General features: G+C 71.9%; 12 protein-coding genes. 8 read left to right on the top strand and 4 right to left on the bottom strand.

The window, feature by feature from the left end:
- The first annotated feature begins 16 nt into the window (after nt 1–16).
- Genes H0488_RS18165 through ccsB form a run of 5 tightly spaced genes read left to right on the top strand, consistent with a single transcriptional unit; the run spans nt 17 to nt 4,757 of the window.
- Nucleotides 17–751, top strand: a complete 735-nt coding sequence (locus H0488_RS18165) for a histidine phosphatase family protein (RefSeq protein ID WP_183100651.1) — start codon at nt 17–19, stop codon at nt 749–751.
- Nucleotides 752–762: 11 nt separating this feature from the next.
- Nucleotides 763–1,347, top strand: coding sequence for a TlpA disulfide reductase family protein (locus H0488_RS18160; protein ID WP_183100649.1), 585 nt, complete (start codon nt 763–765; stop codon nt 1,345–1,347).
- Nucleotides 1,340–2,101, top strand: coding sequence for a cytochrome c biogenesis CcdA family protein (locus tag H0488_RS18155; RefSeq protein ID WP_183100648.1), 762 nt, complete (start codon nt 1,340–1,342; stop codon nt 2,099–2,101). Before H0488_RS18160 ends, H0488_RS18155 begins: the two co-directional genes overlap by 8 nt.
- The gene (gene resB, locus H0488_RS18150) at nt 2,098–3,708 is read left to right on the top strand and encodes a cytochrome c biogenesis protein ResB (protein ID WP_312856420.1); all 1,611 of its coding nucleotides are present in this window, start codon (nt 2,098–2,100) and stop codon (nt 3,706–3,708) included. Before H0488_RS18155 ends, resB begins: the two co-directional genes overlap by 4 nt.
- Complete coding sequence (gene ccsB / locus H0488_RS18145; protein ID WP_183100647.1) at nt 3,705–4,757, top strand: c-type cytochrome biogenesis protein CcsB; 1,053 nt, start codon at nt 3,705–3,707, stop codon at nt 4,755–4,757. Before resB ends, ccsB begins: the two co-directional genes overlap by 4 nt.
- Here the strand turns inward: ccsB and H0488_RS18140 are convergent, their stop codons facing one another.
- Nucleotides 4,758–4,973, bottom strand: coding sequence for a hypothetical protein (locus H0488_RS18140; RefSeq protein ID WP_183100646.1), 216 nt, complete (start codon nt 4,971–4,973; stop codon nt 4,758–4,760).
- Nucleotides 4,974–5,051: 78 nt separating this feature from the next.
- On the opposite strand from H0488_RS18140, the gene H0488_RS18135 reads away from it, so the two are divergent.
- Nucleotides 5,052–5,312 (top strand): DUF4229 domain-containing protein, encoded by a 261-nt coding sequence (locus tag H0488_RS18135; protein WP_183100645.1) that lies wholly within the window; start codon nt 5,052–5,054, stop codon nt 5,310–5,312.
- 1 nt (nt 5,313) lies between these two features.
- Here the strand turns inward: H0488_RS18135 and H0488_RS18130 are convergent, their stop codons facing one another.
- Genes H0488_RS18130 through H0488_RS18120 form a run of 3 tightly spaced genes read right to left on the bottom strand, consistent with a single transcriptional unit; the run spans nt 5,314 to nt 8,832 of the window.
- Entirely contained in the window at nt 5,314–6,195 is an 882-nt protein-coding gene (locus H0488_RS18130) for a 1,4-dihydroxy-2-naphthoate polyprenyltransferase (protein ID WP_183100644.1), read from the bottom strand.
- Between the two features lie 11 nt (nt 6,196–6,206).
- The gene (locus tag H0488_RS18125; RefSeq protein ID WP_183100643.1) at nt 6,207–7,487 is read right to left on the bottom strand and encodes an MFS transporter; all 1,281 of its coding nucleotides are present in this window, start codon (nt 7,485–7,487) and stop codon (nt 6,207–6,209) included.
- Between the two features lie 10 nt (nt 7,488–7,497).
- Complete coding sequence (locus H0488_RS18120) at nt 7,498–8,832, bottom strand: MFS transporter (RefSeq protein WP_312856419.1); 1,335 nt, start codon at nt 8,830–8,832, stop codon at nt 7,498–7,500.
- Nucleotides 8,833–8,900: 68 nt separating this feature from the next.
- Between H0488_RS18120 and H0488_RS18115 the strand changes: the two genes are divergently transcribed.
- Both H0488_RS18115 and H0488_RS18110 read left to right on the top strand, forming a co-directional pair.
- Nucleotides 8,901–10,028, top strand: a complete 1,128-nt coding sequence (locus tag H0488_RS18115; protein WP_183100641.1) for an AMP-binding protein — start codon at nt 8,901–8,903, stop codon at nt 10,026–10,028.
- Nucleotides 10,025–10,841, top strand: an 817-nt coding sequence (locus H0488_RS18110) for an o-succinylbenzoate synthase (protein ID WP_183100640.1), incomplete at its 3' end; no start/stop codon positions are given. The genes H0488_RS18115 and H0488_RS18110, both read left to right, overlap by 4 nt.

Genomic DNA, 10,841 nt, shown 5'->3' with positions numbered 1-10,841 from the left:
CCCCCCGCCGCTGCTGATGCAAGCCAAGGAGATCGCTGACATGGGGACCCCCGACACCGTCGTCCACCTCGTCCGCCACGGGGAGGTCCACAACCCCGACGGCGTGCTCTACGGACGCCGCGACGGGTTCCACCTGTCCGACCTCGGGCGGGAGATGGCCGAGAAGACGGCCGCCTCGCTCTCCGCGCGCGACATCACCGTGCTCCGCTCCTCGCCGCTGGAGCGTGCCAAGGAGACGGCGGCGCCGCTCGCGGACCGGCTCGGGCTCGAGGTCGGGCTCGACGAGCGGGTGCTCGAGTCCACCAACAAGTTCGAGGGGCTCACCTTCGGCCGGGGCCGCAACGCCCTGCGCAACCCGCTGCTGTGGCGCCACCTCTACAACCCCTTCCGGCCGTCGTGGGGTGAGCCCTACAAGGCGATCGTCGCGCGGATGATGGCAGCCATCCACGACGTACGCCGGGAGGCGGCCGGTCACGAGGGCGTGATCGTCTCCCACCAGCTGCCGATCTGGACCACCCGGCTCCACGCCGAGGGCCGGTCGTTCCTGCACGACCCGCGCCGGCGCCAGTGCACGCTCTGCTCGGTGACGTCGTTCCACTTCGTCGGCGACGTGCTGTCCCAGGTCAGCTACCACGAGCCGGCCATCGACCTGATCCCGAAGGGCGACCGCCACGCGCCGTTCTCCGCGGGCGACGCGCCCAAGGAGCTGCGCCCGGAGGGCGAGCTGCCCGCCGAGGAGCCGGAGTCCTGAGCATCGTCCGCATGATCGTCCGCAGGGTCGTCCGCCGGGCCGTGCTGCCCGTGCTGGGCGTGCTCCTCCTCGCCGGCTGCACCGACGTGCTCGGCACCGGCGACGGCGACTACGTGCCCGGCACGGGCAACGTCACCGAGGTCGACGCCGCGGACCGGGAGGACCCGGTCGAGGTGAGCGGCGAGACCGTCCAGGGCGACGACCTCGACCTCGCCGACCTGCGTGGCCAGGTCGTCGTCGTCAACGTGTGGTGGTCGGGGTGCAGCCCGTGCCGCTCGGAGATGCCGATGCTGGTCGACGCCGAGGCCGAGCTGCCTGCGGACGAGACCGAGTTCGTCGGCATCAACATCCGCGACCTCGCCCCCGAGAACGCCGCCGCCTTCGAGCGCGACCTCGGGGTCGACTACGCCTCGATCTACGACCCCGGCAGCGAGACGCTCGACGAGTTCGGCCGCTACCGGCCCTCCTCGATGCCGTCGACCGCGATCCTGGACCGGGAGGGCCGGGTGGCCGCGCTGATCAGCGGCGAGATCCCGTCGAAGACCACCGTGGTCACCATCGTCGAGGACCTGTTGGCAGAGGGCACCGATGGGTGAGTGGTTCCAGAGCCAGGCGGCGGCCGGGTCGCTGGCGCTCGCCGTACCGGTGGCGATGATCGCCGGGCTGGTCTCGTTCTTCTCGCCCTGCGTGATCCCGCTCCTGCCCGGCTACCTCTCCTACGCGACCGGGCTGTCCGGGGCCGACCTGGCGGCCGGCGAGGCGGCCCGGCACCGCGGCCGGATGCTCCTCGGCTCGCTCCTCTTCGTGCTCGGGTTCGCGGTCGTCTTCGTGCTGGTCGGCGCGGCGTTCGGCAGCGTCGGCTCGTCGCTGCGCGGCTGGCAGGACGAGGTCACCCTCGTGCTCGGGGCGCTCCTCATCGTGCTCGGGCTCGTCTTCGCCGGCGTCGTCCCCTGGCTGCAGCGGGACTGGCGGATCCACAAGATCCCCGCCGTCGGGCTCGGCGCCGCTCCGGTGATCGGCGCGCTCTTCGCGATCGGGTGGACGCCGTGCATCGGCCCGACGTACAGCGTGATCGTCAACCTGACCTACACCGACGCCACCGCCTCCCGCGGCGCCGTGCTGTCGCTCTTCTACGCCCTCGGGCTCGGGATCCCCTTCATCGTCGCGGGCCTGGCCTACCGCCGCACCCTCGGCGCCGTCGCGTGGGTACGCCGGCACCAGGTCTGGGTGATGCGGGTCGGCGGCGGGTTCCTGGTGGCCCTCGGGATCGCGATGGTGACCGGTTGGTGGGACCACCTGGTGCAGTGGGCTCAGCTCCAGACGGTCGACTTCGGAAAGACGATCCTGTGACCACCCCCGGGGAGCGCCCGGTCGGCCGGGGCGAGCTGACCGCGCGTGAGCTGCTGCGCTGGACCTGGCGCCAGGTCACGTCCATGCGGACGGCCCTGGTCCTGCTGCTGCTGATCGCCCTGGCGGCGATCCCGGGGTCGGTGGTCCCCCAGACCGGCGTCGACGCGCTCGCCGTCACGCGCTGGAAGGACGAGCACCCCAAGCTCACCCCGATCTACGAGAAGCTCGACCTGTTCTCGGTCTACGACTCGATCTGGTTCTCGGCGATCTACCTGCTCCTGGTGCTGTCGCTCGTGGGCTGCATCGTCCCGCGGCTGTTCGTCTACGCCCGTGCGTCCCGCGCGCAGCCGCCCCCGGCCCCCCGCAACCTCTCCCGCCTCCCGGACCACACGTCGTACGAGACGACCCTGACGCCGGACGAGGTGCTCGCCCGGGCCCGGGAGGTGCTCGGCAAGCGCTACCGGCTGCGCCCATTGGTGGTCGAGGAGGCTGAGCAGCAACCGTCTCGAGACCCTGGCGACGCGGTCAGCGCCGAGCGCGGCTACCTGCGCGAGGCCGGCAACCTGCTCTTCCACCTGTCGGTACTGGTGGTGCTGGCCGGGTTCGGGATCGGCGGGCTCTACGGCTACCAGGGCGGCGTGATCCTGGTGCAGGGGTCGACGTTCGGCAACAACCTCACCCAGTACGACGACTTCGACCCCGGCGGTCTCTTCACCCCGCAGCAGCTCGACGAGTTCGACTTCACCGTCGAGGACTTCGACGTCGAGTGGCTGACCAGCGGCGCGGGCGCCGGCACCGCGCGCGGGTTCGAGGCCGCGCTGTCCTACCAGCAGGGCGACGGCCCGCGGGACGAGTACGACCTGCGGGTCAACCACCCGCTGTCCATCGGCGACACCGACGTCTTCCTCATCGGCCACGGCTACGCGCCGATCATCACCATCCGCGACGGCGAGGGCGAGGTCGCCTGGACGGGACCGACCGTCTTCCTGCCCCAGGACCAGTCGTTCGTGTCGTTCGGGGTGGTGAAGGCGCCCACCGCGAAGCCGGAGCAGATCGGGCTCGAGGGCCTGTTCTACCCCACCTTCGAGCTGTACGACGGCGACCCGGTCTCGGTGTTCCCCGACGCCCTCAAGCCCCTGGTGTCGATGCTCGTCTACACCGGCGACCTCGGGCTCGACTCGGGTGAGTCCCAGTCGGTCTACGTGCTCGACAAGAGCAAGGCCACCCAGCTGACCGACGACGACGGCAAGCCGGTGCGGCTCGACCTGTCGGTCGGCGAGACGATCGACCTCCCCGACGGGCTCGGGTCGGTGACCCTCGAGCGGGTCGACCCGTGGATCCGGGTGCAGATCAGCCAGACCCCCGGCAAGGAGGTCGCCCTCCTCGGCGTGATCCTCGCGCTGATCGGGCTGTGCGCGTCGCTCTTCATCCGGCCGCGCCGGGTCTGGGTGCGTGCCCGGACTGTGGCGGCCGACGACGGTGGGGACACAATGGCGACGACGGTGGTCGAGGTCGCCGGCCTCGACCGGTCCGGCAACGGCGACCTGGCCGAGGTGCTGACCGACCTGGTCGCCGTACTGAAGAACGAGAAGGAGTCCCACCCGTGACCGACGCTGCATGGGAGACCTTGAGCAACCAGGCCGTCGCGGTGGCCGGGCTCGTCTACTTCGGCGCGCTGCTCGTGCACCTCGTCGAGTGGGCGTCCCTGCGCCAGCCGGCCAAGCAGGAGGCCGGTCTCGTGACGGTTGCTGCGCAACCTCCTCGACCAGCGGACGAGGCCGGCGGCGGCGCGGCGAAGGTGTCCGAGCGCCGTACGCCGGCGGAGCGCATCGCGTTCCTCGCCCGGCTCGGCTTCCTCCTCACCTGCATCGCGGCCGCCGCGCACCTGGTCGGACTGGTCGGGCGGGGCATGGCCGCCGAACCCAACCGGGTGCCGTGGGGCAACATGTACGAGTTCACGATCTCGGGGACGTTCGTCGTGACCGTGATGTACCTCGGCCTGTACCGTCGGCTCAAGCTCGGGTGGATGGCGCCGCTGGTCGTCGCGTTCGTGCTGACGACGCTGATGGTCGCGGTCATCTGGCTGCACGAGCCGGTGCAGCCGCTGCGCGAGGCGCTCAACTCCTACTGGCTGGTCATCCACGTCATCTCCGCGGTGATCGCGACCGGCGCGTTCACCCTCGGCGGCATCGCGTCGATCATGTACCTCGTCAAGATGCGTGCCGGCGACGAGGCGACCGGCTGGCTGGGGCGGGTGCCCGGCCTCGACGCCCTCGACAAGCTGGCCTACCGGGTGCACGCCTTCGCCTTCCCCGTGTGGACCTTCGCGGTGCTCATCACCGGGCCGATCTGGGCCCACGAGGCGTGGTCGCGCTACTGGAACTGGGACCCGAAGGAGGTGTGGGCGTTCATCACCTGGGTGGTCTACGCCGGCTACCTCCACGCCCGCGCCACCGCCGGCTGGAAGGGCCGCAACGCGGCGATCCTCGCCCTGGTCGGCCTCGCCACGCTGTGGTTCAACTTCATCGGCGTGAACTACTTCTCGTCCACCAGCCAGCACGCCTACGCGTCGATGGAGGCGCCGACCCGGCTCGTGTCGACAGGGGCCGACTCGGCGTCGTACGACTGCACAGACGCGCCGACTCGGCGTTGTTAGTCAGCTCTCGTCGGGCGGGTTGAGCCGCTTGCGGTCGAGGTCGCGCAGGAACTCCTCGTCGTCGTCCGGGGCGGCCGGACGCGGCGGCGTGCTCGGCCGCTTGGGCTTGGGACGGGGCAGGCTGGGTCGTTGACCCGGGCCGCGCTCCTGGAGCGCTCGGGTGACCAGGTAGGTCACGGCCGCGAAGACCAGGACGACCACCAGAAACTTTCCCACGCACCCAGCGTAGGCCGTCGGTGGTCACGCCGGGTCACGGATTGAGAACACTGCCGGTAGTCCACCTACCCTGGTCGGGTGAAGGAGTTCTGGATCTACACCCTGCTGCGGCTCGGCCTGTTCTTCGGCTCGGGCGCGATCATCTTCGGCATCTGGTTCGTCAGCACCGGCGACGTGCCCCTGTTGTGGGTCATCGTCATCGCGTTCGCCGTCAGCGGCGTGGGGTCGTACTTCCTCCTCGAGCGGCAGCGCACGGCGTTCGCGGCCAAGGTCGAGAGCCGGGCCGCGAAGGCCAGCGAGAAGTTCGAGGCCGAGCGCGCCAAGGAAGACGCCGACTGACTCAGGCTCCGGCGAGCCCGATGCCGCAGCCGAGCGCCCACAGGAGCTCGGCCAGGCCGGTCTGCTGCAGCACCGGGATCAGCCCCGGTCCGACCGCGCCGCCCAGCACGATCCGGCAGGCCGGCAGGGCGAGCGCCAGGAACGTCAGGCCGAGCAGCGCCCAGGGCGTGGTGAGCACGGCGACGCCGACCAGGGCGCCCGCGGCGAGCAGCACGAGGGTGGCGAAGAAGGTCCGGGTACGGCGGTCGCCGAGCCGGACTGCGAGGGTGACCTTGCCGGCCACGGTGTCGGTCGGGATGTCCCGCAGGTTGTTGGCGACCAGGATCGCGCAGGCGAGCGAGCCGACGCCGACGCCGGCGACGATGGCGGCCCAGCTGTGGTCGCCCCACGTCTCGGTCTGCACGTAGGTCGTGCCGACCACCGCCACCAGGCCGAAGAAGACGAAGACCATCACCTCGCCGAGCCCGAGGTAGCCGTAGGGCTTCGAACCGCCGGTGTAGTACCAGGCGGCGAGGACGCACAGCAGGCCGACGACGACCAGCCACCACGCGGTGGTCGCCGCGAGCACCAGCCCGGCGGCGCCGGCGACGCCGAACGCGAGGAACGCCGCGCGCTTGACCGCCGCGGGCGAGGCGAGACCGGAACCGACCAGTCGCAGCGGCCCGACCCGCGCGTCGTCGGTGCCGCGGATGCCGTCGGAGTAGTCGTTGGCGTAGTTGACCGCCACCTGCAGCGCGAGACTGACCACGAGCGCCAGCAGGGCCTTCCACCAGACCGCGTGACCGTCGTACGCCGCAACGCCGGTGCCGGCGATCACCGGGGCCAGGGCCGCGGGGAGGGTGCGGGGCCGGGCGCCTTGGAGCCAGTGGGAGGGGGTCGCCATGATGCTGCGATCTAAGCAGGCTGCTCGATTCCTTGTTCGACCAGGTGGCGCTCCGCGGCGCGGGCAGCGGGGTGGATCAGGATCGCCGCGACGAGCACGATCGCGGCGATGATCAGCCAGCCGGGCGTGCCCAGCTCCATGGCGAGGTAGGTGTAGAGCGCGGGCGCCCAGACCGAGCCGAGAGTGAAGCCCAGCTGGGAGACGCCCTGGTACTCGCCGCGGCGCTCCGGGTCGGACAGCTCGGCCTGCAGTCCCCATTCACCGGCGGACTGGAACAGCTCGGCGCCGGTCACGGTGACGTGTCCGATCCAGACCAGGGCGATGGTGACCCAGCCGACCGTGTCGTGGGTGACCAGGACGATGCCGCAGGAGAGCACGAAGAAGAACGCGCCCCGGCGCTGGGCGCGCAGCGAGTCGGCGACGGTGGTGATCCCGCGGGCGGCGGCGACCTGCAGCAGCACCGCCATCACCGTGTTGGTGCCGAACAGCCAGGCCAGCAGCACCCGCGGCGCGTCGGTCTCCTCGACCAGCCACAGCGGGATGACGACGTTGAGCAGGATCTGGTGGGTCGACAGGACGCCGCCGAGGATCGACATCGCGACGTAGCCGCGGTTGCGCAAGGCACTCTGCCGCTCGCCACCCTGCAGCGCTGCCTCGATCGCCGTCTCGAGCAGGGGCTCGGTGTCGATGTGGTGGGCGGCCCGCGGCAGCCGTGACACCAGCGCAGCGTTGAGCACCAGCAGGCCGGCTGTGACGACCGGCACCAGCCGGATGACGTCGTCGTCGTTGGTCGCGAGCGCGATGCCGGCCAGCAGCGCGCCGAGGGTGTAGCCGACGTTGCGGGCGGCGCGGAAGTAGGCGTTGGAGCTGACCCGCTCCTCGCGGGGGAAGACGTCGAACCGGTAGGCGTTGCGCGAGGAGCGGCTCGCGGTCTGCACCAGCCCGAGCCCGACCATCATCAGCACGAACGGGACCATCCCGTCGACGGCCAGCCACACCAGGTAGAGCAGCGCCTCGACGAGCGAGCTGATCGCCCAGACCCGCTTGGCGCCGTAGCGGTCGCTCAGCTTGCCGAGCGGGACCGCGAGGGCGAAGGTCGCCGCCCCGGACAGGGAGAGGCCGAGGCCGACCTGCGCGGCCGACAGCCCGACGATCTGGGTGAAGAAGACCGCACTGCCGGTGAGGAACACGCCGTCGCCGAAGGCCGACAGCACCGACTGGGCGGACAGGCGACGGACGAGCGAGGTCGGTCCGGCGAGGCGGAGGAGCCGCTCGGGCAGATATCTTGACATCAAGAGAAGTTTAGGACGGCTCGGCGGCGAGGTCCACATCCGCGCCGGCGCCGGCGCCGGGGGTCGGCTCGTCCTCGGGTGGGAAGTGCGCGTCGCGGAACCGCTCGGCCATCCGCACCGAGGGGCCGAGCCCGAGGGTCGCGACGACGATGATGCCGGCGATCACCAGCCAGCCCTGGCCGCCCGCCCACGACAGCGCCAGCCAGGTGTAGAGCGCGGGAGCCCACTGGAAGCCGAGCGCGCTGCTCACCTCCTGGACGCCCTGGTACTCGCCGCGCCGCGCCGGATCGGACAGCTCGGCCTCGAACGACCAGCTCGCCCCCGAGATGGCCAGCTCGGCGCCCGTCACCGTGAGGTGTCCCAGCCACACCAGCAGCACCGTGATCAGGCCGACGGTCGAGTGCGTGATCATCGTGACCACGCACGACGCGATGAAGAACGCCGACGAGATCCACGTGTAGCGCATCGCGTCCCTGAGGTTGCGCACGCCTCTCGACGTGTAGGCCGGCAGGAAGATGCAGAGCACGGTGTTGGTGCCGAACAGCCACGCCAGCAGGACGTGCGGGGCGTCGGTCGCCTCGACCAGCCACAGCGGGATCACGATCTGGAGCAGCACCTGGTTGGTCCACAGCACGCCCATGAAGAACGTGGTCAGGATCCAGCCGAGGTTGCGGATCGGCCCCGGGCCCGGGGGCTTCGCCCGGCGCTCACCGCTCGCGACCCGGAGGTCGTGGGGAGCTGCCGGCAGCCGCGAGACCCAGAACGCGTTGGCGAGCATCATCGCCGCGGCGAAGAACGGCGTCCACCGGATCACGGTGAGGCTGTCGGTCGCGAGCGCGATGCCGCCCAGCATGGCGCCGAGGGTGTGGCCGACATTGAGCCAGGAGTACATGTAGGCCTGGGTCTCGACCCGCTCGTTGCGCGGCAGGACGTCGAGCACGTAGGCCTGGTGGCTCGACGCCCCCAGCGACCCGAACAGGGCGAAGACGACGGCGACCGCGACGTACTCCTGGAACCCGGAGACGAACGGCAGGGCACAGAAGACGACGCCGCGGCCCACCGTGGACAGCGCCCAGATCCGCTTCGGGCCGAACCGGTCGACCACGCGCCCGGCGGGGTAGGCGAACAGGAACTCCGCGACGCCCATGATCGTGAGGGCGATGCCGACCTTGCCGGCGGACATCCCGACGACGAGGGTCAGGAACACCGCGCTCCCCGTCATGAACGTGCTCTCGCCGGTCGCGAACAGCATCGACTGCGTCGCGAGCCGGCGCGACAGCGGAGTCGGAGGGATCAAACGGCGGAAGAACCCGCGCTGGTCACCCGGGAGGGCGGTCGTCGTCACTCTGCGCATTTCACCCCACGCCGCCGACAGCGAGCCACCCAATTACGGGGTGGCCTAGCCTCGAGCCCATGACCGACCTGACGCCCGTGGGTGAGCCGGCCGAGGTGGTCGACCAGCTGCGCGGGTGGCTCGACGGGCCGGCCGACGTACGTCTGGTGGTCGCCACCTCCGGATCGACGGGCGCGCCGAAGCGGGTCGCGCTCACCAGGGACGCCGTGCTCGCCTCCGTCGCGGCCTCGGCGCGGCGGGTCGGCGCGACCGGTCCGTGGGTGCTGGCGCTGCCCTCGACGTACGTCGCCGGCGTGCAGGTAGTCGTCCGGTCGCTGGTCGCGGGCCACGACCCGGTGCTGCTGGAGGGGGACGGCTGGCCGCCGGGCGAGGGCTGGTTCGTCTCCCTGGTGCCGACCCAGCTGGGCCGCCTGCTCGCCGATCCCGGCGCGGCGGCGGCGCTGCGCCGGGCGCACACGGTGCTGCTCGGGGGCGGGCCGATCGACCCGGCGCTGCGGCAGGAGGCAGCGGCTGCCGGCGTCCGCGTGGTGGCGACCTACGGTGCCGCCGAGACCGCGGGTGGATGTGTCTACGACGGCGTGCCGTTGGACGGCGTGGCCGTCGCCCTCGGCGACGGCGGACGGATCAGGATCGCCGGACCCACCCTCTTCGAGGAGTACGTCGACGACGACGCGCTCACCGCCCGGACCCTGGTCGACGGCTGGTACCTCACCTCCGACGCCGGCCGGTTCGACGAGGACGGTCGGCTGGTGGTGCTCGGCCGGCTCGACGACGTCGTGGTCAGCGGCGGTGTGAACGTCCCTGCGGTCGCGGTGGCCGCCCGGCTGCGCGAGCACCCGGCCGTCGCTGCCGCCGAGGTGCTCGGCGTGCCGGACGAGGACTGGGGCAACCGGGTGGTCGCGTTCGTCGTGCCGGGTGCCTTGGTTTCGAGGCTCGCTTCGCTCGCACCTGAACCAGCGGCTTCCGAGCCGATCCTGGACGAGCTGCGGGACTGGGTTGCCCAGACCCACCCGCGCCCCTGGGCGCCGCGGCAGCTGGTGGTCGTCGACGACATCCCGCTGCTCCCCAACGGCAAGCCCGACCGGCAGGCACTGCTCGCGCTTGCCGGCTCCGTCGGTGGTCGAGGAGGTCGCCCTGGCGACCGTCACGAGACCCCGCGACCGTCACGGGACCGGAGCGACGCATGAGGGTGGTCGCGATCCCGATGCGCACCCGCTTCCGCGGGCTGACCGTGAGAGAGGCGGCGCTGGTCGAGGGGCCGGCCGGCTGGGGCGAGTGGAGCCCGTTCGTGGAGTACGACGCGCGCGTGGCCGAGCCGTGGCTGCGCTGCGCGGAGGAGGCCGCGGCAGGTGACTGGCCCGCGCCGGTCCGCGACGCCGTACCCGTGAACGTGACGGTGCCCGCCGTCGGCCCCGACGTGGCCCACGCGATCGTGGTCCGCGGCGCCTGCCGGACCGCGAAGGTGAAGGTCGCCGAGCCCGGCCAGGCCCTGGCCGACGACCAGGCGCGGCTCGAGGCGGTGCGCGACGCGCTCGGGCCGGACGGCCGGGTCCGGGTCGACGCGAACGGCGCCTGGTCGGTCGACGACGCGGTCGCCGCGATCGCGGTGCTGGACCGGGCGGCGGGAGGGCTGGAGTACGTCGAGCAGCCGTCCGCGACCGTCGAGGACTTGGCTCTCGTACGCCGACGCGTGGCCGTGCCGATCGCGGCGGACGAGTCGATCCGGCGGGCCGAGGACCCCTACCGGGTGCGCGACCTGGAAGCGGCCGACATCGCCGTGCTCAAGGTGCAGCCGCTCGGCGGCGTGCGGGCCTGCCTCCGGATCGCCGAGGAGATCGGGCTGCCGGTGGTGGTGTCGTCGGCGCTGGAGACGTCGGTCGGCATCGCGTCGGGGGTCGCGCTGGCGGCAGCGCTGCCGGAGCTCCCCTACGCGTGCGGACTCGCGACCGTGCAGCTGCTGACCGACGACGTCGCCGTCCACCCGCTGCTGCCCGTCGACG

It is taken from the genome of Nocardioides pelophilus (assembly GCF_014180685.1).
GTDB classification, from domain to species: domain Bacteria; phylum Actinomycetota; class Actinomycetes; order Propionibacteriales; family Nocardioidaceae; genus Nocardioides; species Nocardioides pelophilus.
This window is presented reverse-complemented; position numbering and strand designations above follow the sequence as displayed.

Coding starts and splice junctions, on each gene's coding strand:
- H0488_RS18165 (WP_183100651.1), top strand. CDS start 17: ATGCAAGCCAAGGAGATCGCTGACATGGGGACCCCCGACACCGTCGTC.
- H0488_RS18160 (WP_183100649.1), top strand. CDS start 763: ATGATCGTCCGCAGGGTCGTCCGCCGGGCCGTGCTGCCCGTGCTGGGC.
- H0488_RS18155 (WP_183100648.1), top strand. CDS start 1,340: ATGGGTGAGTGGTTCCAGAGCCAGGCGGCGGCCGGGTCGCTGGCGCTC.
- H0488_RS18130 (WP_183100644.1), bottom strand. CDS start 6,195: ATGGCGACCCCCTCCCACTGGCTCCAAGGCGCCCGGCCCCGCACCCTC.
- H0488_RS18125 (WP_183100643.1), bottom strand. CDS start 7,487: ATGTCAAGATATCTGCCCGAGCGGCTCCTCCGCCTCGCCGGACCGACC.
- H0488_RS18115 (WP_183100641.1), top strand. CDS start 8,901: ATGACCGACCTGACGCCCGTGGGTGAGCCGGCCGAGGTGGTCGACCAG.